The 23,065-nt window shown below is 63.0% G+C and carries 21 protein-coding genes and 2 pseudogenes; 16 read left to right on the top strand and 7 right to left on the bottom strand.

The window, feature by feature from the left end; translation table 11 throughout:
* Positions 1-23: 23 nt before the first annotated feature.
* Positions 24-905 (bottom strand): LysR family transcriptional regulator, encoded by an 882-nt coding sequence (locus tag X738_RS61625; RefSeq protein ID WP_023800045.1) that lies wholly within the window; start codon positions 903-905, stop codon positions 24-26.
* A gap of 229 nt (positions 906-1,134) precedes the next feature.
* Between X738_RS61625 and X738_RS61620 the strand changes: the two genes are divergently transcribed.
* The 3 genes from X738_RS61620 to X738_RS61610 all read left to right on the top strand — a co-directional run bounded on the left by X738_RS61620 (position 1,135) and on the right by X738_RS61610 (position 3,863).
* A complete protein-coding gene (locus X738_RS61620; RefSeq protein ID WP_023800044.1) occupies positions 1,135-2,631 on the top strand; it encodes a CoA-acylating methylmalonate-semialdehyde dehydrogenase in 1,497 nt (498 codons plus the stop codon).
* A 330-nt stretch (positions 2,632-2,961) separates the two neighbouring features.
* Positions 2,962-3,261, top strand: coding sequence for a hypothetical protein (locus X738_RS61615; protein ID WP_023800043.1), 300 nt, complete (start codon positions 2,962-2,964; stop codon positions 3,259-3,261).
* Positions 3,262-3,548: 287 nt separating this feature from the next.
* Positions 3,549-3,863 (top strand): hypothetical protein, encoded by a 315-nt coding sequence (locus X738_RS61610; protein ID WP_023800042.1) that lies wholly within the window; start codon positions 3,549-3,551, stop codon positions 3,861-3,863.
* A gap of 67 nt (positions 3,864-3,930) precedes the next feature.
* Here the strand turns inward: X738_RS61610 and X738_RS61605 are convergent, their stop codons facing one another.
* Entirely contained in the window at positions 3,931-4,623 is a 693-nt protein-coding gene (locus X738_RS61605; RefSeq protein ID WP_084833754.1) for a GntR family transcriptional regulator, read from the bottom strand.
* A 68-nt stretch (positions 4,624-4,691) separates the two neighbouring features.
* Here X738_RS61605 and X738_RS61600 point away from each other — a divergent pair, with 68 nt between their 5' ends.
* The 12 genes and pseudogenes from X738_RS61600 to X738_RS61545 all read left to right on the top strand — a co-directional run bounded on the left by X738_RS61600 (position 4,692) and on the right by X738_RS61545 (position 18,952).
* Positions 4,692-5,585: a dihydrodipicolinate synthase family protein gene (locus tag X738_RS61600; RefSeq protein WP_023800040.1), complete on the top strand. Its 894-nt coding sequence runs from the start codon at positions 4,692-4,694 to the stop codon at positions 5,583-5,585.
* Between the two features lie 48 nt (positions 5,586-5,633).
* Positions 5,634-6,976 (top strand): annotated as a pseudogene (locus X738_RS61595) (NAD(P)/FAD-dependent oxidoreductase).
* Positions 6,977-6,988: 12 nt separating this feature from the next.
* On the top strand, positions 6,989-7,990 hold the full coding sequence (locus X738_RS61590) for a 4-hydroxyproline epimerase (protein ID WP_023800039.1): 1,002 nt from the start codon (positions 6,989-6,991) through the stop codon (positions 7,988-7,990).
* 337 nt (positions 7,991-8,327) lie between these two features.
* Positions 8,328-9,230, top strand: coding sequence for a branched-chain amino acid ABC transporter permease (locus X738_RS61585; protein ID WP_023800038.1), 903 nt, complete (start codon positions 8,328-8,330; stop codon positions 9,228-9,230).
* A 106-nt stretch (positions 9,231-9,336) separates the two neighbouring features.
* Positions 9,337-10,830: pseudogene (gene livM, locus X738_RS61580) on the top strand (high-affinity branched-chain amino acid ABC transporter permease LivM); the annotation flags it as partial.
* Positions 10,830-11,978, top strand: coding sequence for an ABC transporter ATP-binding protein (locus X738_RS61575; RefSeq protein ID WP_023800036.1), 1,149 nt, complete (start codon positions 10,830-10,832; stop codon positions 11,976-11,978). The pseudogene livM and the gene X738_RS61575, both read left to right, overlap by 1 nt.
* Positions 11,978-12,706, top strand: a complete 729-nt coding sequence (locus tag X738_RS61570) for an ABC transporter ATP-binding protein (protein WP_023800035.1) — start codon at positions 11,978-11,980, stop codon at positions 12,704-12,706. The genes X738_RS61575 and X738_RS61570 overlap by 1 nt, the downstream gene beginning before the upstream one ends.
* A 17-nt stretch (positions 12,707-12,723) precedes the next feature.
* On the top strand, positions 12,724-13,071 hold the full coding sequence (locus X738_RS61565; protein WP_023800034.1) for a DUF6867 family protein: 348 nt from the start codon (positions 12,724-12,726) through the stop codon (positions 13,069-13,071).
* 139 nt (positions 13,072-13,210) lie between these two features.
* Positions 13,211-14,329 carry a branched-chain amino acid ABC transporter substrate-binding protein gene (locus X738_RS61560; RefSeq protein ID WP_023800033.1) on the top strand — a complete coding sequence of 373 codons (1,119 nt, stop codon included), beginning with the start codon at positions 13,211-13,213 and terminating at the stop codon, positions 14,327-14,329.
* 239 nt (positions 14,330-14,568) lie between these two features.
* Positions 14,569-18,027: a pyruvate carboxylase gene (gene pyc / locus X738_RS61555; RefSeq protein ID WP_023800032.1), complete on the top strand. Its 3,459-nt coding sequence runs from the start codon at positions 14,569-14,571 to the stop codon at positions 18,025-18,027.
* A gap of 160 nt (positions 18,028-18,187) precedes the next feature.
* Positions 18,188-18,448, top strand: a complete 261-nt coding sequence (locus X738_RS61550; protein WP_023800031.1) for a DUF2312 domain-containing protein — start codon at positions 18,188-18,190, stop codon at positions 18,446-18,448.
* Positions 18,449-18,496: 48 nt separating this feature from the next.
* Entirely contained in the window at positions 18,497-18,952 is a 456-nt protein-coding gene (locus X738_RS61545; protein ID WP_023800030.1) for a hypothetical protein, read from the top strand.
* A 22-nt stretch (positions 18,953-18,974) separates the two neighbouring features.
* Here X738_RS61545 and X738_RS61540 read toward each other — a convergent pair whose 3' ends face one another.
* A complete protein-coding gene (locus tag X738_RS61540) occupies positions 18,975-19,484 on the bottom strand; it encodes an arsenate reductase ArsC (RefSeq protein WP_023800029.1) in 510 nt (169 codons plus the stop codon).
* Positions 19,485-19,701: 217 nt separating this feature from the next.
* On the opposite strand from X738_RS61540, the gene X738_RS61535 reads away from it, so the two are divergent.
* A complete protein-coding gene (locus X738_RS61535) occupies positions 19,702-20,046 on the top strand; it encodes a hypothetical protein (RefSeq protein ID WP_023800028.1) in 345 nt (114 codons plus the stop codon).
* Positions 20,047-20,105: 59 nt separating this feature from the next.
* Here X738_RS61535 and msrB read toward each other — a convergent pair whose 3' ends face one another.
* From msrB to X738_RS61515, 4 genes are all read right to left on the bottom strand, one after another.
* Positions 20,106-20,510, bottom strand: coding sequence for a peptide-methionine (R)-S-oxide reductase MsrB (msrB, locus tag X738_RS61530; protein ID WP_023800027.1), 405 nt, complete (start codon positions 20,508-20,510; stop codon positions 20,106-20,108).
* A gap of 108 nt (positions 20,511-20,618) precedes the next feature.
* Entirely contained in the window at positions 20,619-21,440 is an 822-nt protein-coding gene (locus X738_RS61525; RefSeq protein ID WP_023800026.1) for a hypothetical protein, read from the bottom strand.
* Positions 21,441-22,631, bottom strand: coding sequence for a vWA domain-containing protein (locus tag X738_RS61520; protein ID WP_023800025.1), 1,191 nt, complete (start codon positions 22,629-22,631; stop codon positions 21,441-21,443).
* 10 nt (positions 22,632-22,641) lie between these two features.
* Positions 22,642-23,046 (bottom strand): type II toxin-antitoxin system HicB family antitoxin, encoded by a 405-nt coding sequence (locus tag X738_RS61515; RefSeq protein WP_036269921.1) that lies wholly within the window; start codon positions 23,044-23,046, stop codon positions 22,642-22,644.
* Between the last annotated feature and the right edge of the window lie 19 nt (positions 23,047-23,065).

Raw genomic sequence — 23,065 nt, 5'->3', positions numbered from 1 at the left:
TCGCCGCGTCAGAGAAAATATCGTCAGACGAACAGGCTCCGCTCCCGTTCCACCGCCCTGGTGATGAAGCTCGCGACGATCTGGACGCGGCGCAGCGGTCTGACCGATTCGTGATAGACCAGCCAGTAGGCGCGGCGAATGGGCGCGACGATGTCGACGGCCACCAGTTCCGGCATCGAGTGGGCGACAAAAGTGTGCAGGATGCCTATGCCGGCGCCGGAGCGCACCGCTTCGGCTTGGCCGAGCGCCGAGGAGATGGCGAAGCTCGTGCGCCAGTCGGCACTGAACTCGGCCGCATAGTCGAGCGAGGGGCTGACGATGAGGTCCGGCACATAGCCGATCAGCGTGTGCCGGCCAAGCTCGGCCGGCGTCTGCGGCAGGCCATGCGCGTCGGCATAGGCGCGGGACGCGAACAGGCCGAGCGTGTAATCGACCAGCTTTCCCGCCACCAGCCTGCCTTCGGTCGGTCGCTCCACGGTGATGGCGATGTCGGCCTCGCGCCTGGACAACGAGAAGAAACGCGGCACCGGCACCAACTGGATGGTGAGTTCGCGGTGAAGCGCCGTCAGTGCGCCGAGTCGTTTGGCCAGGAAGGCAACGCCGAAACCATCAGGGGCGCCGATGCGCACGGTGCCGGAGACGTCGTCGCCTTCGCCCGCCACGGTCGCGCGCGCGGCGATCATGTCGCCTTCCATGCGCTCGGCGATGTCGAGGAAACGCTCGCCCGCCGGCGTCAACTCGCTGCCGGTGGTCAGCCGGCGAAAGAGTTTTGTGCGCAGCGCATCCTCGAGCGCGGCGACGCGGCGCGAGACAGTGGCGTGGTTCAGCTCCAGCCGCTTGGCCGCGCCAAGTATCTGGCCGGCACGCGCCACCGCAAGAAAGATGCGGACGTCATCCCAGTTCATGAGGAGGGTCCGGATGACAATCGTCGACGTTGCGTTCCGTGGGGGGCGCGAAGGAACTCAATTTCTCTATCCTTGCCGCTAAGGGACCTGCGTCCTATCACTTGCGGCAATTGATGCACAGGCGTCGCTCGCACTCTATTTTCTGCACAACGGTTGCGTTTCCGCTCACGTTGCCATCGGCGGCGCAAAGGCGGACAATGCCGCATCACAAATACAGGGAGAGAAAACCATGATCGACTACGGTCATTTCATCGGCGGCAAGCGTGTCGCCGGGACCAGCGGCCGCAAGCAGGACGTCATGCAGCCGATGGACGGCACGGTGCGCGGCACCGTGGCGCTGGCTTCGCAGGCGGAGCTGCGCGCAGCCGTGGAGAACGCCAAGGCGGCGCAGCCTGGCTGGGCGGCGACCAATCCGCAGCGGCGCGTGCGCGTCCTGATGAAATTCCTCGAACTGGTCGCCCGGGAATATGATGCGCTGGCCGACATTCTGGCGCGCGAGCACGGCAAGACCATCGCTGACGCCAAGGGCGACATCCAGCGCGGCCTGGAAGTGGTCGAGGTCTGCATCGGCGCGCCGCACATGATGAAGGGCGAGTTCACCGACGGCGCCGGCCCCGGCATCGACGTCTATTCGATGCGCCAGCCGCTCGGCGTCGTTGCCGGCATCACGCCGTTCAATTTTCCGGCGATGATCCCGTTGTGGAAGATCGCGCCGGCTATCGCTTGCGGCAACGCCTTCATCCTGAAGCCTTCGGAGCGCGACCCGGGCGTGCCGATGCGCATCGCCGAACTGTTCATCGAGGCCGGCCTGCCAGCGGGCATTCTCAATGTCGTCAACGGCGACAAGGAGGCGGTCGACGCCATCCTCGACGATCCCGATATCAAGGCCATCGGCTTTGTCGGCTCGACGCCGATCGCCCAGTACATCTATTCGCGCGGCTGCGCGGCCGGCAAGCGCGTGCAGTGCTTCGGCGGCGCCAAGAACCACATGATCATCATGCCCGACGCCGACATGGACCAGACCGTCGACGCGCTGATCGGCGCCGGCTACGGCTCGGCCGGCGAGCGCTGCATGGCGATCTCGGTGGCTGTCCCGGTCGGCAACGATACCGCCAATCGGCTGATGGAAAAGCTGGTGCCGCGCGTCGAAAGCCTGAAGGTCGGCCCATCGACGGATTCGTCCGCCGATTTCGGCCCGCTGGTGACGGCGCAGGCGCTGGAGCGGGTCAAGGGCTATGTCGATACCGGCGTCAGGGAAGGCGCCAAGCTGGTCGTCGACGGGCGCGGCTTTTCCATGCAGGGCTATGAGAACGGCTACTATATGGGCGGCTGCCTGTTCGACAACGTGACCGCCGATATGCGCATCTACAAGGAAGAGATTTTTGGGCCGGTGCTCTCGGTAGTGCGTGCGCCGACCTACGAGAACGCGATCAAGCTCGCCAACGATCACGAAATGGGCAACGGCGTCGCCATCTTCACCCGCGACGGCGATGCCGCCCGCGATTTCGCCTCGAGGGTCCAGGTCGGCATGGTCGGTATCAACGTGCCGATCCCGGTGCCGATCGCCTACTATACGTTCGGCGGCTGGAAAGCGTCTTCCTTCGGCGACCTCAACCAGCACGGACCGGACGCATTCCGGTTCTACACCAAGACCAAGACGGTGACCTCGCGCTGGCCGTCAGGTGTGAAGGACGGCGCCGAATTCGTCATCCCGACGATGAATTAGCCGGACGGTTGCTTGTCTGCGCGTCCTCGCCTTCGGCTGCGGGCGCACGGGCAGGCGTGAAGGACGGGGCCAAGTTCGTCATCCCGACGATGAATTAGCCAGTCGACAAACAGCTCCAGATTTTATGATTGAAGACGAAAAGGGCCCGGCCAGAAACCGGGCCTTTTTGCTGACCGGTCGCGGCCGCGTGTATGCCTGAACGCTAATGTGATGGAACCAGGCGGACTGCAGAAGCCTTAACTTGCAATCTGCCGCAAAGGAGATGCGGCAGATCGACCAACGGCGCTGACGACAGCTTCGGGGGGTACGGCCGGCGCAAGGAGGTGTGAGATGACACGTCTCATGGTGTCGATACTTGGCGCGGCGGCTGCCGCGTTTTCCGCGGCCCCGGCAACAGCGGCCGAACAATGCGCGCCACGAGCCGACATGATCAAGGCGCTCGGCGAGAAGTTCCGGGAAAATCCAACCGCGATCGGCGTCGTCAATCCGAATGTGATTGTTGAAGTCTTCGTTTCCGATCAGGGCACGTGGACCATCCTCGCCAGTGACACACGCGGTCAAAGCTGCGTGGTTTCGGTGGGTGAAGGCTGGGAGAGCGCGGTGAAGACAGCGGCGCTGCCAGGGACCTGAGCCGCCTATCGGGTGGCAGCCGCCTTAGCATAGCCGCGCGCAGGCCGCGGTTCTCGGCGACGACCATGAAACGATCCACAGGCGCCCCAGCGGGCGCCTGCTTGCGCTTTTTTGTTGCCGACACCATATATGGAACATAGTGGGAACATTTTGATTCGTCCCCGCTGATGACAGACCGGAACACGGAAAGGAACGACGCGATGATGATGACGTCGGGACCGGCCTGGATCGTTCCGGCAAAATGAGGGCTCTTCCTTTGCCGGACGTGATGGCAAAGGAGATGCCCTATGGCGCGCAAATCGCTGTTGGTTGGGTTGAAAACCCTCATTCTTGCTGGCGCATCGGCGGTGGGTACGAACGCCGCAAGCGCCCAATATCAATACTGCGTTGAACATCGCGATCTCGTCGCCCACCTGAGCGAGCAGTTCCAGGAAAGACAGTTTGCTTTCGGGCTGATCGGTCAGATGGCGATTATGGAAGTCTATGTCGCCGACAGCGGAAGCTGGACGATCATCGTCACCGACGTCGCCGGCAGAAGCTGCATTGTCGCGGCCGGCGAACATTGGGAAAACGTGGTGATCCCGACCGACCAGGACGCCTGACGAATTGAGCGATGCTCAGCGCCTGTGGGCGGAACTCAAAGAGCCTGCCGAAGCTTGCTGCCGATCTCTATCGCGTAGCGGCCGCCGCGGCATGGCCGCGCAGCAGCGCCATCAGACGCTTGGCATCCTTGGCGGCGGCGTCCTCGTCGCCGTCGAGGATCGAGCGGATCAGCGCGACATGGTGCTCGGCCGATTCGGCAAGCCCGGTGTCGGCCTTGTAGCGGAACCAGAAGCGGCGGCTGTGGGTCTGCAACGGGGCCGCCAGCCGCGCGGCGAAGGGATTGTCGGCCGCCAGCGCCAGCGCCTCGTCGAGCGCCTTGTCGGCCTGAATGAAGGCCAGCACATTGCCCGATATCACCGCCCTCTGCATGGCCAGTGCCGCGTCGTGAAACAGGTCGGCCGCCTCGCGGGTGACGAAGCGGGCGGCCGAGCGGGCAAGAACCACCTCGACGCCACGTCGTGCATCGAGAACGCGCAACCAGTCGCCGGGATGCAGCGGGGCAATGGCGATGCCGGCACGCGGCCGGACATCCAGCAGTCCCTCCCACGCCAGCCGCTGGATCGCCTCGCGCACCGGCGTGCGGCCGAGCCCCAGCCTGTCGATCAGCGCGCCTTCGGTGATGAAGCTTGCAGGCGCCAGTTCGAGCGTCACGATCATGTGCTCGAGCACGCGGTAGGCTTTCGCCGCCACTGGCTCGAATGCCGGGCTTGTTTCATTGAATATCAAAGGCGAGCTCCTGATATATTTTTGGTATATCATAGCGAAATCCGTGTTGACAGTCCGTTTCCTAATAAATATACGACTGATATATCAGATGGAGCACCGCTATGTGGACCGGAGTTTTCCCCGCCGTCACGACCAAATTCACTGAGGACGACCGCCTCGACCATGCCGAGATGGAACGCTGCTTTGCGCTGCAGATGGAGGCTGGCTGCGACGGCATCATCGTCTGCGGCTCGCTCGGCGAGGGGCCGATGCTCTCGCATGACGAGAAGATCGATGTGCTGAAGACCGCGCAGAAGATCGCCGGCGGCAAGCCGGTTCTGCTGACTGTCAACGAACCTGGCACCCGCGAGGCGGCGGCGATCGCGCGCCGCGCCGCCAGAGAGGGCGCCAACGGGCTGATGCTGGTGCCGAGCCCGATCTATCACACCAATGCGGAGGAGACGGTTGCCGCACTGCGCGCCGTCGCCGAGGCCGGCGACCTGCCGGTGATGATCTACTCCAACCGGCTTGCCTACCGCGTCGACGTCACCGTCGATCAGATGGAGGAACTGGCGAAGGACAAGCGCTTCGTCGCCATCAAGGAATCCTCCGACGACATCCGCCGCTCGACCGAAATCATCAATCGCTTCGGCGACCGCTACGATTTGTTCACCGGCGTCGACAATCTGGCGTTCGAGGCGCTGTCGGTCGGCGCCATCGGCTGGGTGGCGGGGCTGGTCACCGCGTTCCCGCGCGAGACGGTCGCGATCTACCAATTGATGAAGCAGGGCCGCCGCGAGGAGGCGCTGACAATCTACCGCTGGTTCCGGCCGCTGCTCGACCTCGACGTGTCGACCTATCTGGTGCAGAACATCAAGCTCGCCGAAGTCCTGGCGATCAACACCAACGACCGCGTGCGCATGCCGCGCCAGCCCCTGTCGGGCGAGCGCCGCAAGATGGTCGAGAAGATCGTCCGGGATGCGCTGGCGGCGCGGCCGGAGCTGCCGAGGTTTTGAGGCAGGCTCTCTTCTCCCCGTTTACGGGGAGAAGATGGCGGCAGCCAGATGAGGGGCAGCGCCCACGTGCAAGGAATTTCCAAGTCGGCAAAAGCGGGGCGCCGCCCCTCATCCGCCCTTCGGGCACCTTCTCCCCGTGAACGGGGAGAAGGTGAGGACATCGCCATTATCGGCGCCGGCATCATCGGCATCTGTGTCGCCGCCTATCTGGCCGAGGCGGGGCGAAACGTCACGATCTTCGATCGGACGGGGATCTGCGAGGAAACGAGTTCCGGCAATGCCGCCGCCCTGGCCTTTTCCGATGTGCTGCCGCTGGCCCACAAGGGCATGATCAGGCACTTGCCGAAATGGCTTGCCGATCCGCTCGGCCCGCTCAGCATCCCGCCGGCCTATCTGCCGAAGCTGCTGCCCTGGCTTATCCGCTTCTGGCGCGCCGGACGAAGCGACCGCTACGCGGGCAGCCTCGCGGCGCAGGCCGGGATGATGCGGCTCGCCGAGGCCGAATGGGCCGGGCTGATGGCGCGCTCGGGCACCGGAAATATGCTGCGCGAGGACGGCTCGCTCGAACTTTACGAGAGCGAGACCGAGTTCAAGGCGTCGCTGCGCGGCTGGGCGGCGAGGCAACGGTTCGGCATCGGCTTCAGCCATGTCGAGGGCGATGCGCTCGCCGCCTTGCAGCCGGGCCTGTCGCCGCGTTTCGTCAAGGGCACTTTCGTGCCGGGATGGAAGACCGTTACGGATCCGAAATTATTGGGCAAAGCGATCTGGGCCTATGCCGAAACCAAGGGCGCGCGTTTCGAAAAGGCTCGGATCGACCACGTCGGGACGGGACAGGACGGCGCGACATTGACGCTGGCCGACGGCACGGTGCGGCAGGCACAATGCCTCGTCATCGCCGCCGGCGCCTGGTCGCATCTCCTGGCGAAACATATCGGCGACCGCATCCCGCTCGAGNCGAGACCGAGCGCGGCTACAACACGACGCTGCCGAAGACCGCCTTCGACGTGAAGCGGCAACTGATCTTCTCCGGCCACGGCTTCGTCGTCACGCCGCTTGAAACCGGCGTGCGCGTCGGCGGCGCGGTCGAGCTCGGCGGCATTGAGCGGCCGCCCAACTACGCCCGCTCGAAAGCGCTGCTCGACAAGGCACAGAAATTCCTGCCGGGGCTTGACCCGGCCGGCGGCCGCGAATGGATGGGATTGCGGCCATCGCTGCCGGATTCGCTGCCGGTGATCGGTGGCGCCAGGCGGGCCGGCACGATAGTCTATGCCTTCGGCCACGGCCATCTCGGCCTCACCCAGGCGGCTGCCACCGGACGCCTGGTTCGCGATCTCATTCTCGGCCAAAATCCGGTGTTTGATCTGTCTCCGTTTTCTCCGAACCGCTTCTGACGGGATCTAGAAATGGCGCGCCACTCCTTCTTCTGCATCGACGGTCACACCTGCGGCAATCCGGTGCGGCTGGTCGCCGGGGGCGGACCGCTGCTCAACGGCGCGACGATGATGGAGCGGCGCGCGCATTTCCTGGCCGAATATGACTGGATCCGAACAGGGCTGATGTTCGAGCCGCGCGGCCATGACGTGATGTCCGGCTCGATCCTCTATCCGCCGACGCGGCCCGATTGCGATATCGCCATCCTGTTCATCGAAACCTCGGGCTGCCTGCCAATGTGCGGTCACGGCACCATCGGCACGGTGACGATGGCCATCGAGCACGGGCTGGTCAAGCCGAAGACACCGGGCTTGCTCAGGCTGGACACGCCGGCCGGCCTGGTCACCGCCGAGTACAGGCAGGTCGGCGACTATGTCGAGGAGGTGCGCATCACCAACGTGCCGTCCTTCGTCCATGCGGAGGGTCTGACTGTCGAATGTCCGCAGCTCGGCGAGATCAGCGTCGATGTCGCCTATGGCGGCAATTTCTACGCCATCGTCGAGCCGCAGAAGACCTATCGCGACATGGCCGACCACTCTGCCGGCGACCTCATCGCCTGGAGCCCGGTGGTGCGGCAGCGGCTCAACGAAAAATACGCCTTCGTGCATCCCGAGAATCCCGGCATCGGCCGCCTGTCGCACATACTGTGGACGGGTGCGCCGACCGACAGCCAGGCGGATGCACGCAACGCCGTCTTCTACGGCGACAAGGCGATCGACCGCTCGCCTTGCGGCACCGGCACCTCGGCGCGGATGGCGCAGCTTCACGCCAAGGGCAAGCTTGGGACCGGCGACGAATTCGTCCACGAATCGATCATCGGCTCGCTGTTCAAGGGCAGGGTCGAGAAGGAAGTCACGGTGGCGGGCAAGCCGGCGATCGTCCCCTCGATCGGCGGCTGGGCGCGCATGACCGGATTGAACACGATCTTCATCGACGATCGCGATCCGTTCGCGCACGGATTCGTCGTCAAATAGAGAGAGAATCCTGACGCAGGGGAATCGAACAGAATGCAAGGATAGATTGCCCAGACGGCGCAACGATCCCGCTCATCAACTTATTTTTACGGCGATTCTTTCGAAGCAGCGTGCATTTTGACGACGAATCGCCAAAGACATTGCGTTAGGCCAATGATAGGGTCGGCGATAGTCCAGAGGCCGGGAAGGGAAGAACGGGCAATCCGATTGCGTGCTTCAAAATCACGCATGCCGATTAAAGAATGACGTTGCAATCCGGGCTCGAAACTTTACGACTAGGGGAAATACGAAAAGGAATGCGTCTGCATGGGCGACATTCCAGGGGAGCCACGACAGCATGCAGTATTTTGTCCAGCAGCTTATCAATGGGCTGACGCTGGGATCGATCTATGGACTGATCGCGATCGGCTACACGATGGTCTACGGCATCATCGGCATGATCAATTTCGCCCATGGCGACATCTTCATGGTCGGCGCCTTCGCCGCCCTCATCGTTTTCCTCATCCTCGGCGCGATGTTCTATTCGGTGCCGGTGGTGATCGCGCTGCTGGTCATGATGATCGTCGCGATGCTGTTGACCAGCCTGTACAACTGGACGATCGAAAAGGTAGCCTACCGGCCGTTGCGCGGGTCGTTCCGGCTGGCGCCGCTGATCACCGCGATCGGCATGTCGATCGCGCTGTCGAACTTCGTCCAGGTGACGCAGGGGCCGCGCAACAAGCCGATCCCGCCGATGGTGTCCAAGGTCTATAATATCGAGGGCGTCAGCGTGTCGCTGAAGCAAATCGTCATCGTCATCGTCACCGCGCTGCTGTTGGCGCTGTTCTGGTACCTGGTCAACAAGACCTCGCTGGGTCGAGCCCAAAGGGCTTGCGAGCAGGACCGCAAGATGGCGGCGTTGCTCGGCATCGACGTCGACCGCACCATCTCGATCACCTTCGTCATGGGTGCGGCCCTCGCCGCCGTCGCCGGCACGCTGTTCCTGATGTATTATGGCGTTATCGCCTTCTCCGACGGTTTCACGCCGGGCGTGAAGGCGTTCACTGCGGCCGTGCTCGGCGGCATCGGCTCGTTGCCCGGCGCCGTGCTCGGCGGGCTCATGATCGGCTTCATCGAAAGCATGTGGTCGGCTTATTTCTCGATCGACTACAAGGACGTCGCGGCCTTTTCCATCCTGGCGATCGTACTGATCTTCCTGCCTTCCGGCATTCTCGGCCGGCCAGAAGTCGAAAAGGTCTGAGTTCATGGCGGTCACCACGTCTCCGGAGCGCGACATCGTCGCCACTCCCATGCAGCGCGCTACGCGCGAAGCGCTTTATGCCGGCGCCATCGCGCTCGGCCTGTTCGTGCTGTTCATCGGCCTGAGGACCGATCAGAACATCTCCAACGAGCTGATCCTTGTACAGCGCTGGTGGCTTCTTGCAGTCGTGGTCGTGCTGACCATGGCCGGCCGTTTTCTCTATGTCGCCTACGGACAGCCTTTCCTGGCAAATCAGAAGATCGTCGACGTCGCCACCGGCCTGCTGCCGCAGAGCATGGCGGCGCGGTTCTTCCGCCTGCCGTATTTCATCGCTGCCATCGTCACAGTGGCCGTGCTGGTTTTCCTTGCCGGCTCCCTTGACGGATTGCTGGGGCCCGGCCTGGCCGGTTATGCACGGTTCCTGAGAGCGCTGGCGACCATCTACGCCCTCGCCTCGGTGATGTTTTATTTCCGAACCTTCATTCATGCCCATTTCTCGGCGTTGGGCATAACCGCACTGGCGCTCTACCCGATCATCGTTGTGCTGGTGCTTGCTGTGTATGGAGGATCGGTGGCCGCCGGGTTCCAGGGTTCTCTGAAATGGGTCGACAATTACGGCATTCAGATCCTGATCTATGTCATGCTGGCCTGGGGGCTGAACATTGTCGTTGGCCTCGCCGGCCTGCTCGACCTTGGTTATGTCGCCTTCTATGCCGTCGGCGCCTATGCCTATGCGCTGCTCGGTACGCAATACGGCCTGTCGTTCTGGATCCTGCTGCCTGCCGCCGGCGCCATGGCCGCCTTCTGGGGGGTGCTGCTCGGCTTTCCGGTGCTGCGCCTGCGCGGCGACTACCTGGCGATCGTGACGCTGGCCTTCGGCGAGATCATTCGTCTCGTGCTGATCAACTGGCGTGAGGTTACCAACGGCTCGGCCGGTATCTCCGGCATTCCCAAGGTCACGTTTTTCGGGCTGATGTCGTTCAACGTCTCTGATCCGAACTATATCGCCAAGGTCTTGGACATCGCCACGTCGAGCGCCTATTACAAGATCTTCCTCTACTACCTGATCCTCGGGCTCTGCCTGCTCACCGCCTTCGTCACCATAAGGCTTAGGCGCATGCCCGTCGGCCGCGCCTGGGAAGCGCTGCGCGAGGACGAGATCGCCTGCCGCTCGCTCGGCATCAACACCACCACCACCAAGCTCACCGCCTTTGCCACCGGCGCCATGTTCGGCGGCTTCGCCGGCTCGTTCTTCGCCGCGCGGCAAGGTTTCGTCAGCCCCGAATCCTTCATCTTCCTGGAATCGGCCATCATCCTCGCCATCGTCGTGCTCGGCGGGATGGGTTCGCTGGTTGGCATCGCCGTCGCCGCCATGGTGATGATCGGTGGCACCGAGGTGCTGCGCGAACTCGATTTCCTGAAGCAGGTCTTCGGTCCCGACTTCACGCCGGAACTCTACCGCATGCTGCTGTTCGGCATGGCCATGGTCATCGTCATGCTGTGGAAGCCGCGCGGCTTCGTCGGCAGTCGTGAACCGACAGCCTTTCTCAAGGAGAGGAGGGCTGTATCCGGCTCCTTCACCAAGGAGGGCCACGGCTGATGAGCGATGCGAACCCATCCGTGAACGATGCCATCCTGCAGGTCGAACATCTGTCGATGAAGTTCGGCGGTCTGGTCGCCATCGGCGACCTGTCCTTCCAGGTCAGGCGCGGCGAGATCACCGCGCTGATCGGGCCGAACGGCGCCGGCAAGACCACCGTGTTCAACTGCATCACCGGCTTCTACAAGCCGTCTGAGGGCATGCTCACGCTCAACCGGCGCGACGGCTCGAGCTATCTGCTCGAACGGCTGCCGAACCATGAGATTCCGGCGCGAGCCAAGGTGGCGCGCACCTTCCAGAACATCCGCCTGTTTTCCGGCATGACGCTGCTGGAGAACCTGCTGGTGGCGCAGCACAACAAGCTGATGAAGGCGTCCGGCTACACTGTCCTCGGCCTGTTTGGCTTCAGCGGCTACCGGACGGCGTCGGCCGAGTCGATCGATCTCGCCAGGCACTGGCTGGAAAAGGCCGACCTCGTCGATCGAGCCGACGATCCGGCCGGCGACTTGCCCTACGGCGCGCAGCGGCGCCTGGAGATCGCGCGGGCGATGTGCACGGGTCCGGAACTGCTCTGCCTCGACGAACCGGCGGCAGGGCTCAATCCGAAGGAATCAATGGCGCTCAACGCGCTCCTTATGGACATCAAGGACAACACCGGCACCTCGATCCTGCTGATCGAGCACGACATGGCGGTGGTCATGCAGATTTCCGACCATGTCGTGGTGCTCGAATACGGGCGCAAGATCTCGGACGGCAGTCCGCATGCGGTGCGCACCGACCCGCGTGTCATCGCCGCCTATCTCGGCGTTGAAGACGAGGACGTCGAGACGGTGCTGATCGAGGTCGGCGACGAAGACGTCATCGAGCAACTCGACACCGGCCCGGATTCGACGCACGGTCCGGGCTCGTCGTCCTCGTATTTCGCCGGACCGGTGACCGAGACGGTCGGACACAGTGAGGGCGAACGCGTCACGGTGTCGAAGCGCGCGTCGAAAGCCGGGCAGGTCGATGCAAGGTCGGGCGCGGCGGCAAGGCCCGCATCGCCGGCCGAAGCCGACGCGAAATCCTCCGCGGCAAAGCCGGACGCCAAGGCTCCGGCAAAGCCCAAGACACCGGGCGACTCCAACCGGGGCGGAGGGAATGAATGATGGCCGGCACAACGCTGCTCGACATCAAGGGTGTCCAGACCTATTACGGCAACATCAGGGCGCTGAACGGCGTCGATGTCACCGTCAAGCAGGGCGAGATCGTGGCGCTGATCGGCGCCAATGGCGCCGGAAAGTCGACGCTGATGATGACCATTTTTGGTGCACCACGGGCGCGGGCGGGCACTATCACCTTCGCCGGCACCGACATCACCCAGTTGCCGACCCATGAGATCGCGCGCATGCGCATCGCCCAGTCGCCGGAGGGCCGGCGCATCTTTCCGCGCATGACGGTGATGGAAAACCTGCAGATGGGCGCCAGCCTCGACGACCTCAAGCACTACGACGAGGACGTCGAGAAGGTGTTCTCGCTGTTTCCACGCCTGAAGGAACGCATTGCCCAGCGTGGCGGCACGCTGTCGGGCGGCGAGCAGCAGATGCTTTCGATCGGACGTGCGCTGATGGCGCGGCCGAAACTGCTCTTGCTCGACGAGCCGTCGCTGGGCCTGGCGCCGCTGATCGTCAAGCAGATCTTCGACGCCATCCGCGAGTTGAACCGCACGCAGGGGCTGACCGTGTTCCTGGTCGAGCAGAACGCCTTCGGCGCGCTGAAGCTCGCCACGCGCGGCTATGTCATGGTCAACGGCAACGTGACGATGAGTGGCACCGGCAAGGAACTGCTCGCCGATCCGGACGTGCGCGCCGCCTATCTCGAAGGCGGCCATCACTGAGTTCAGGAGTCTTCATCATGCAGGGCATTCTCTATGAGGAACCCTCGGTCTGGCAGTTCTTCTTCGTCACCTGCCTGCTTGGCGGCTGGGCGGCGTGGATGACGGGCAAGGCCTGCGCCCAGACATGGCGCAGCTTCGTCCACTTGTTCGCCTATATGCTCGGCCTCGGCATCGCCGTGAGGTTCATCCATCACGCGCTGTTCGGCGGCACGATGTTCTCGCTGCACTACTACATCGTCGACACCATCGTCCTGATGATATTGGGCTTCATCGGCTATCAATACACGCGCACCAACCAGATGGTGACACAGTATAGCTGGCTCTACGAAAGAGCATCGCTTTTGAGTTGGAAACCAAAAGGTTGACGTTCATTATTAACACCGTTTCGGGGATGAATCGGCGTGACAAGTGCCTGAAAATCGGCAAAGTACGCTTTCTGCGAGTAAAGGTGGGCATCGCATGAAAGCATCATCCACGCCCACTCTGTAAATGGGAGCGTTTTACATGAGAAAATCACTTTTGTCCGCCGTCGCCCTGACCGCGCTCGTCGCGTTCAGCGGAAGCGCGTGGGCTGACGTCCTGATCGGAGTTGCCGGTCCGATCACCGGCCCGAATGCCGCCTTCGGCGCGCAGTTGCAGAAGGGCGCCGAACAGGCTGTCGCAGACATCAATGCGGCCGGCGGCATCAACGGCGAGCAGGTCAAGCTCACGGTCGGTGACGACGTCTCCGATCCGAAGCAGGGCATTTCGGTCGCCAACAAGTTCGTCGGCGACGGCGTCAAGTTCGTGGTCGGCCACTTTAACTCGGGCGTTTCGATCCCGGCATCGGAAGTCTACGCGGAGAACGGCATCCTCGAGATCACGCCGGCCGCGACCAACCCGCAGTTCACCGAGCGCGGCCTGTGGAACACGTTCCGTACCTGCGGACGCGACGACCAGCAGGGCAGCATCGCCGGCGCCTATCTCGCGGAGAACTTCAAGGATGCCAAGATCGCGGTCGTCCACGACAAGACGACCTATGGTCAGGGCCTTGCCGACGAGACCAAGAAGGCGATGAACGCTGCCGGCGTGACGGAAGTCATGTATGAAGGCGTAAATATCGGCGACAAGGACTTCTCGGCGTTGATCGCCAAGATGAAACAAGCCGGCGTTTCCATCATCTATTGGGGTGGTCTGCACACCGAAGCCGGACTGATCATCCGCCAGGTGGCTGACCAGGGCCTCGAGGCCACGCTGGTTTCCGGCGACGGCATCGTGTCGAACGAACTGGCCTCAATCGCCGGTGACGCGGTTGCGGGCACGCTGAACACGTTCGGCCCGGATCCGCGTCTGATCCCGGCGAACAAGGAACTGGTCGAGAAGTTCCGCGCGCAGGGCTTCGAGCCGGAGGCCTACACGCTTTATTCCTACGCCGCCATGCAGGCGATCGTGGGAGCCGCCACAGCCGCCAAGTCGAACGATCCGATGGAAGTTGCCAAAGCTCTCAAGGCCAACGGCCCGTTCAAGACCGTGCTGGGCGATCTTTCCTACGACGAGAAGGGCGATCCGACGCTGCCTGGCTACGTCATGTACGAATGGAAGAAGGGCGACGACGGCAAATACACCTACGTCCAGAAGATGTAAGCCTGTCGACGACGACGACAATTCCGGAATGCCCGGCGCCTCGCGCCGGGCATTTTTCGTGTGTGCCGTTTTACCTTTCGTCGGAGCACCCTTTGCGCATTCGAGGGAACGCGCGGCGCTCTACCCAATGAGTGGATTTAAATCGGTTTAATCGTCGCCGCCCGATTTTGTTTGCGCTGCAGCATTTTCGCGTTAATCATGGCGCAGTCCCCCTTCCGTCAGCGTCCGGAGCCTTGTCCTTGGCAATCACGAAGATCCTTGTCGCCAACCGGTCCGAAATCGCCATCCGCGTCTTCCGCGCGGCCAACGAACTCGGCCTCAAAACCGTGGCGATCTGGGCCGAGGAGGACAAGTACTCGCTGCACCGCTTCAAGGCGGATGAAAGCTATCAGGTCGGGCGCGGGCCGCATCTGACCAGGGATATGGGGCCGATCGAAAGCTATCTGTCGATCGAGGAAGTGATCCGCGTCGCCAGGCTTTCCGGCGCCGATGCCATCCATCCGGGCTATGGGCTGTTGTCGGAAAGCCCTGAATTCGCCGAAGCCTGTGTCAAGGCCGGCATTATTTTCATTGGACCCAAGCCGGATACGATGCGCAGGCTCGGCAACAAGGTCGCCGCACGCAACCTGGCGATCGAGGTCGGCGTGCCGGTAATTCCCGCCACCGATCCCTTGCCGGACGACATCGAGACGGTGAAGGCGCTCGCCAGGACGATCGGCTATCCGGTGATGCTGAAGGCGTCGTGGGGCGGCGGCGGCCGCGGCATGCGCGCCATCCGCTCGGAAGCCGATCTCGCCCGCGAGGTGACGGAGGGCAAGCGCGAAGCGAAAGCTGCCTTCGGCAAGGACGAGGTCTATCTCGAAAAGCTGATCGAGCGCGCCCGCCATGTCGAGGTGCAGGTGCTGGGCGACACACACGGCAACGCCGTGCACCTGTTCGAGCGCGATTGCTCGATCCAGCGCCGCAACCAGAAGGTGGTCGAGCGCGCGCCGGCGCCCTATCTCGAAATGTCGCAGCGCGAAGAGCTTTGCGGCTACGCGCTCAAGATCGCGCGCGAGACGAGCTATATCGGCGCCGGCACGGTCGAATTCCTGCAGGATGCCGACAGTGGCAAATTCTACTTCATCGAGGTGAATCCGCGCATCCAGGTCGAGCACACGGTCACCGAACAGGTGACCGGCATCGACATCGTCAAGGCGCAGATCCACATCCTCGATGGCTTTGCCATCGGCACGCCGGAATCGGGCGTGCCGGCGCAGAAGGATATCAGGCTCAACGGCCACGCGCTGCAGTGCCGCATCACCACGGAAGATCCCGAGCATAATTTCATCCCCGACTATGGCCGCATCACCGCCTATCGCGGCGCCACCGGTTTCGGCATCCGCCTCGATGGCGGCACCGCCTATTCCGGCGCGGTCATCACCCGCTTTTACGATCCGCTGCTGGAGAAGGTGACGGCCTGGGCGCCGACGCCGGCCGAGACCATCGCCCGCATGAACCGGGCGCTGCGCGAATTCCGTATTCGCGGGGTGGCGACCAACCTCACCTTCCTCGAGGCGATCATCAATCACCCAAGTTTCGCCGAAAATTCCTATACGACCAAGTTCATCGATACGACACCGGAACTGTTCGCGAGCGTGAAGCGGCAGGATCGCGCGACCAAGCTGCTCAACTACCTGGCCGATGTCAGCGTCAACGGCCATCCCGAAACCCGTGGCCGGCCGCAGCCTAAGGCCGATGCGGCGGCACCCATGGTGCCCTACCTCAACGGCAACGTGCCCGATGGCAGCAAGCAGAAGCTCGACGCGCTTGGGACGGAGAAATTCGCGGCCTGGATGCGCGCATGCAAAGAAGTGCTGGTCACCGACACGACGATGCGCGACGGACACCAATCCCTGCTCGCGACGCGCGTGCGCACTTATGACATCGCCGGCATTGCCGGCACCTATGCACGCGCGCTGCCGCAGCTTTTGTCGCTCGAATGCTGGGGCGGGGCGACCTTCGACGTCGCCATGCGCTTTCTCACCGAAGACCCGTGGGAGCGGCTGTCGCTGGTGCGCGAGGCAGCGCCCAATCTGTTGCTGCAGATGCTTTTGCGCGGCGCCAACGGCGTCGGCTACACCAATTATCCGGACAATGTCGTCCAGCATTTCGTCAAACAGGCAGCAAGCGGCGGCGTCGACCTGTTCCGCGTCTTCGACTGTTTGAACTGGGTCGACAACATGCGCGTCGCCATGGACGCGGTCGGCGCCGAAGGCAAGCTGATCGAAGCAGCGCTCTGCTACACCGGCGACATACTCGACCCGGCCCGAGCCAAGTACGACCTCAAATACTACGTCGCGCTGGCCAGGGAGTTGCAGACGGCCGGCGCCCATATCGTCGCGGTCAAGGACATGGCCGGGCTCTTGAAGCCGAATGCCGCCCGCGCACTGTTCAAGGCGCTGCGCGAGGCGACCGACCTGCCGATCCACTTTCACACGCACGACACGTCGGGCCTGTCGGCGGCGACGGTGCTGGCGGCGGTGGACAGCGGTGTCGACGCCATCGACGCGGCGATGGATGCCCTGTCCGGCAACACCTCGCAGCCTTGCCTAGGCTCGATCGTCGAGGCGCTGAAGGGCACCGAGCGGGATCCGGGCCTCGACCCGCAATGGATCAGGAACATCTCGTTCTACTGGGAGGCGGTGCGCAACCAGTATGCTGCCTTCGAAAGCGACCTGAAGGGGCCGGCCTCGGAAGTCTACCTGCACGAAATGCCGGGTGGGCAGTTCACCAACCTCAAGGAGCAGGCGCGCTCGCTCGGGCTGGAGACGCGCTGGCACGAAGTGGCGCAGACCTATCACGACGTCAATCTGATGTTCGGTGACATCGTCAAGGTGACGCCGTCGTCCAAGGTCGTCGGCGACATGGCGCTGATGATGGTGAGCCAGGACCTGACGGTTGCCGATGTCGAAAATCCGGCCAGGGATATCGCCTTCCCCGACTCGGTCGTGTCGATGCTGCGCGGCGACCTCGGCCAGTCGCCCGGCGGCTGGCCGGAGGCACTGCAGAAGAAGGTGCTGAAAGGCGACAAACCGATCACCGTGCGGCCCGGTTCGCTGCTGAAAGCAGCCAATCTCAAGGCCAGCCGCAAGGAGATCGAAGACAAGCTCGAGCGCAAGCTCAGCGAATTCGAATTCGCCTCGTGGCTGATGTACCCGAAGGTCTTCTCCGACTTTACCGCAGCGCAGGAAACCTATGGGCCGGTCAGCGTGCTGCCGACGCCGACCTATTTCTACGGCATGAAGCCGGAGGACGAGATCTTTGTCGACATCGAGAAGGGCAAGACGCTGGTGGTGCGCTGCCTGGCCATCGGCGATGTCGACGAGAAGGGCATGGTCACCGTGTTCTTCGAGCTCAACGGCCAGCCGCGCCGGGTCAAAGTGCCGGATCGGGCGCACGGCGCTTCCGCCGCCAAGGCGCGGCGCAAGGCCGAGCCCGGCAACGAGGCGCATGTTGGCGCACCGATGCCGGGCGTCGTCTCGGCGCTCGCCGTTGCCGCGGGCCAAGCGGTCAAGGCCGGCGACGTGCTTTTGTCGATCGAGGCGATGAAGATGGAGACGGCATTGCATGCCGAGCGTGATGGGGTTGTCGCCGAAGTGCTGGTCAAGACCGGCGATCAGATCGACGCCAAGGATCTGCTGATCGCATTCGGATGAGACAGAAATGTTGCCCAGGCAGAGTTGTCTGCGTCTGGCGGCAGCCCTTCATGCCGCATCGATAACAGCTTGACCGGTCGGCTCCGGTCGGGCATCGAACCGCTGCAAATTCGCCGCGACGGTTCGTGAGTCGCGGCATGGAAAACGACGCGGAGAGAAAATGGCCGACGACATCACCGAGACCAGCCAGACTGTTGCCGCCGGCCAGCTGCGAGCCTTCATCGAGCGCATCGAGCGGCTCGAGGAAGAGAAGAAGACGATCGCCGACGACATCAAGGAAGTGTTCGCCGAGGCCAAGGGCACCGGCTTCGACACCAAGGCGATGCGGTCGATCATCCGGCTGCGCAAGAAGGACCAGGCTGAGCGGCAAGAGGAGGAAACCATCCTCGACCTCTACAAAGCCGCACTCGGCATGGTGTAAGGCTGGTAACAGCCCTGGGCGCCGGTTGCGCCCGCAACGGGTCGAACCATGAGCGAATTCGACTTTGGCGGCCGCCGCGCCTCTGAGTTCCGCCAACGCGGCTTCTGGACGCTGTTCGCGGAACGGCATCCGGAAGAAAGGCCTCTGATGGCACGGCGCGGACCCTGGTTCTGGCAGCGCGGGCTGCCCGACTTCGCATTGGTCCTTTCCATGTATGTCGCGCCGGCGCAGAACCATGTCGGCGTCTTCTTCGGCCGCAACGAGAAGTTCGGTGCCACGGAAGCCTGGTCGCGGTTGAAGCCGTTCCAGCCGGCGATCGAAGACAGGTTGAAACTCAGGCCGGAACAGAGCTGCGAGGGCCTCGGCATCAATTCGCTGTGGCGCGTGAACTGTTTTGCCGAGGACAATTGGCCGGCCATGGCCGACTGGCTGGTGACGGAAGCATCGCGTTTCGAGCGCGCCGTTGCCGAGGTGCTGGGCGGGGGTGGCGAAGCCGGACCGTGAATTCGCGTCGCAGTGGCTTGAGTTAGTTCGGTTTCGCCGTGTCGCGGCCAATCCGATCGAGATGCTGTTGCAGCGCCAAATGGTCGAGCGCATCCACCCGCAGATTGGTGAACAGCGAGATGCGGTTGTTGAGCATGCGATAGGCATCGGCAAAGGCAAGATGCAGTTCGGCTTCGGTGCCGTCTGCCATGGCTGGGTCCGGTATCGACCAGAGCGCGGTCATCGGATGACCCGGCCAGATCGGACAGGATTCATTCGCGGTGCTGTCGCAAAGCGTGAAGATGAAATTCATTTCCGGCGCGTCGGGCTCGGCAAACTCGTCCCAGCCTTTCGAACGGGCGAAGCTCGTGTCGTAGCTAAGGCTTTCGAGCAGATGCAATGCGTAGGGATTGACCTCGCCCCTCGGCTGCGAACCGGCGGAAAAGGCCTTGAACCTGCCGCCACCGATCCGGCTGAGGATGGCTTCCGCCATGATCGATCGCGCCGAATTGGCGTTGCAAAGAAACAGCACGTTGTAGACATTATCGCTCATCTCAAGACCTCCCCTGGCAGGCGACTGGATGATGGGGGCGGCAGAGTCCGGCAAGGTGTCTTTGCCGAGACGCCGACAAGGGCGACGTAGAAAGGTTTCACGACCGTTTGATGACAATTTGTCAAATCATACGCTTGCGTGCCGATGATCGATTTGCGTTGACAGGCTTGCTGCTTTGGAAATCTCTGCGGCTGTCGAATGAGAGAAAGCCGTATCGATGAGTGCGCCGGAGACTTTCGAAGGCGAAGACGGCAAGGCAGGCCGTGCGGCGGGTTTCTTCCGCTCGCGCTGGCAAGGCACGGCCCCGCTAGACCGGCTGTTCTGGCGCGATCTTGTCCTTGTCGGTACGGCGATCAACATCGCCGTGTCGGTGCTGGCGCTGATCCTGCTCGGGCTGAAGCTGCCGCTCGCTCTCGTTCTGGCGGTGCATTTCGCGCCGGTGCCGTACAATTTCTTCCTGACTTTTGCGGTGTGGCGGACCGCCGAGAAAACCGGCGGCGTCAAGGCTTCGCTGATGACGCTGGGGGCCGTGCTGTGGCTGTTACTGGTGGTGGTGATCTGACGGGCAGTGCTGCCGTCAAAGGCCGGCGGAAGCCGTCCTTTGACAACGTTGAATTCCAGTCAGGCGGCCGGCTCGAATTTCAGCGCGACCCCGTTGATGCAATAGCGTAGGCCGGTCGGCGGCGGGCCGTCCTCGAAGACGTGGCCGAGATGGCTGCCGCAGCGGGCGCAGTGGCATTCGGTGCGGACCATGCCGTAGCTGCGGTCGACGGTCGTCTCGACCGAACCGGGCACCGGATCGTTGAAGCTTGGCCAGCCGGTGCCACTCTCGAACTTCAGCTTGGATTCGAACAAGGGCTGGTCGCAGCCGGCGCAGAAAAATGTGCCGGCGCGCTTCTCGTGGAGCAGGGCGCAGCTGCCCGGCCGCTCGGTGCTGTGGTTGCGCATCACCGCATATTGCTCCGGCGTCAGCCGGGCGCGCCATTCGGCATCAGTGCGGGTGACAGGGTAGATGTGACTATCCATTTTATGCCTCTTAGCTCATGCCGCTATTGGGCTGCTTCCCAAGTTCGCCTAAAATAGGCTTTTGTTACGGCGTTTGCCGATATTTCCAGTCCTGCCGCGAAGAATTCCTTAGGCGATCGCTGCGAGATACCGCGCAACAGACCTTGCAAATCCCGTCTTTGCATCGCCGATGACGTTCTGGTTCCACCATGCGCCATAGATATGGTCGAACGCGAAAGGCTCCAGTGCCGACGCGATGCGGAGTACCTTCGCCGCATTGAGCGGGATGTAGTTCGGGTAGCTGTACATGAAGCTGACATGGCGGCGGGTTGGCGTCACCTGCAGGATGTCGCCGGCCAGGATGGCGTCGCCGCCGTCGCGCTTCCAGTGCAGCACCTGGCCGCCGGCAAAGTGACCGCCGCAACGGATAAGTGTCAGCGAGGGGTTCAGGGCGCGCGTCTCGCCCTGCCAACTGACAACAGCCGGATGCGGCCGCATGATCCACTTGCGGTCATCGGCATGCAGATAAATCGGCACGCCGCCAAACGCCTCGCTCCACTCGACCATCGCCGAATAATAATGGCAGTGCGAAATGGCGATCGCGATGAGGCCGCCGCGGCGGTTGATTTCGGCCACCGCCTCGTCGCTGACCATAGAGATGCAGTCCCACAGCACATTGCCGTGCGGCGTCTGTGCCAGCAGCGCCCGCTGACCGATGGCGAAGCGCGGCTCGATGCCGAAGGCGAGCACGCCGGCGTCGTCCTTCATCACGATCCGATGCCCGGCGGCGAGCTCTTGCGGCGTGATCCAGGCCTGGCCCTCCCAGCGCACATATTGCCGCTCGTCCTCGCAGATCGGGCAACGTTGCGGCGGCGCGGCTGCCGCCGCGAACTGGACGCCACATTGCAGGCAGAGGAAACAGGTCGGACGTCCTGTTTTGCGTAAATCCATTCAGTGCTTCCTTGAAAGCTGCTTCGTCGCGGCCTCGAGTCCGGCGAGCGTCAGCGGAAACATGCGGCCGCCGAAGATGTCGCGGATCATGGCGATCGAAGGGGTAAAACCCCAGTGCTTTTCGCTTTCGGGGTTGAGCCATACCGCGTTCGGCCATTGCTGCAGCAGACGGCTGAGCCAGACGACGCCGGCCTCCGGATTCCAGTGCTCGACCGAGCCGCCGGGATGCGCGATCTCATAGGGGCTCATCGAGGCATCGCCGACGACGATCACCTTGTAGTCCGGACCGTATTTGTGGAGGAGATCGAAGGTCGGAATCACCTCCGCATGGCGGCGCCGATTGTCCTTCCACACACCTTCGTAGAGGCAGTTGTGGAAGTAAAAATATTCGAGCTGGCGGAATTCGGCGCGGGCGGCCGAAAACAGCTCCTCGACGCTTCTGATGTGATCGTCCATCGAGCCGCCGACATCGAAGAACATCAGCAGCTTCACGGCGTTGCGCCGCTCGGGCCGTGTCTGCACGTCGAGATAGCCGTGCTCGGCCGTGGCGTGGATGGTGCCGGGCAGGTCGAACTCTTCCTCGGCGCCTTCGCGCACCCAGCGACGCAAGCGCTTCAGCGCGATATTGATGTTGCGGGTGCCGAGCTCGACGGCATCGTCGAAATTCCTGAACTCACGCTTGTCCCAGACTTTCACCGCACGGCGGTTGCGGCTCTCATGCTGGCCGATGCGAACGCCTTCGGGATTGTAGCCATAGGCGCCGAAGGGTGAGGTGCCGCCGGTGCCGATCCATTTCGACCCGCCCTGGTGGCGGCCCTTCTGTTCCTCCAGCCGCTTTTTGAGCGTTTCCATCAGCTTTTCGAAACCGCCCAGCGCCTCGACCAGCTTTTTCTCCTCATCGGTCAGGTGCTTTTCGGCAAGCCGCCGCAGCCATTCCTCCGGAATGTTCTCGACGTCGACCGGATTTTCGCCAGCCAGCGCTTCGACACCCATAAAGATGTGCGAAAAGACCTGGTCAAAACGGTCGATGTGGCGCTCGTCCTTCACCAGTGCCGAGCGGGCGAGATAGTAAAAACCCTCGACGTCATAGTCGACCAGCCCCGCCTCCAGCCCTTCCAGCAGCGACAGATATTCCCGGAGCGAAACCGGAACCCGCGCAGCCTTCAGTTCGAGGAAGAAGGGGATGAACATCGTCCGACTTCTATCTGTGCCCTTCGATCTTCTCGCGAGCGGCGCTGGCGATGAAGGCGGAACGCGTGAGGCCGCGTCGGCTCGCTTCGGCATCGATTGCCGCCAAGAGACCTGCGTCGAGCGACAGATTGGCTCGGACAGGCCGTCCGGAATCGATCAGCACGGGGATCATCACGGCAGATTCTCCGGCGGCGCTATCGATTTCGCCCAGTCGGAGCAGATCTGCCACCGTGCGTGCGTCGGGCAAGGGCAAGTGCTTCGCCCTTCGTGCCTCAGCCCATTCGCGAACGGCGGAGGTCGCGTCGGCTATCGCCTCCTCGGGACTTGCGCCACCGCCGTGACATCCGGGAAGATCGGGGACCCGCACTCCCCAGACATCATGTGCGCCGTCAAGAATTCCGACATAGTGCGTCATCATTCCTCCTTAAATCCAT

The sequence above is a fragment of the Mesorhizobium sp. L48C026A00 genome, from assembly GCF_000502375.1.
Taxonomy (GTDB): domain Bacteria; phylum Pseudomonadota; class Alphaproteobacteria; order Rhizobiales; family Rhizobiaceae; genus Mesorhizobium; species Mesorhizobium muleiense.
The sequence above is the reverse complement of the archived record's forward strand: the minus strand, read 5'-3'. Positions and strand labels throughout refer to the sequence as shown.